This is a genomic window from Vibrio sp. T9 (assembly GCF_003123985.1).
Taxonomy (GTDB): Bacteria; Pseudomonadota; Gammaproteobacteria; order Enterobacterales; family Vibrionaceae; genus Vibrio; species Vibrio diabolicus.
Genome location: NZ_NIGY01000101.1, coordinates 1 through 369 on the forward strand (window position 1 = coordinate 1; position 369 = coordinate 369).

At 67.5% G+C, this 369-nt stretch carries 1 protein-coding gene; it reads left to right on the forward strand.

What is annotated here, in order from left to right:
- Window positions 1-197 precede the first annotated feature (197 nt).
- The coding region (locus tag CBX98_RS25620; protein ID WP_242446621.1) for a Mur ligase domain-containing protein at window positions 198-369 on the forward strand (172 nt) is incomplete at its 3' end.

Consider the following 369-nt stretch of genomic DNA (forward strand, 5'->3'; position numbering starts at 1 on the left):
CCTGAAGATTTATGCGGACCAGACCGCCCCGGTGGCGGGCTTCTACCAGCAGCGCGGCAAGCTGCAGGTCGTCGACGGCGTCGGCGAACTCGACAAGGTGACCCAGCGCGTCCTCGACGTCCTGCCGGGCGACGTCCAGGCGGCCAGCGCCTGACCCTCACGGCCCGCCGCTTCGGCGGGCCCCAATGAGTCGACTCATGCGCGTCCATATCCTCGGTATCTGCGGCACCTTCATGGGCGGCGTCGCCGCACTCGCGCGCGAGCTAGGCCTCACCGTCGAAGGTTCGGACGCCAACGTCTACCCGCCCATGAGCGACCAGCTCGAAGCACTCGGCATCGGCCTGATGCAGGGCTATAAAGCCGAATACC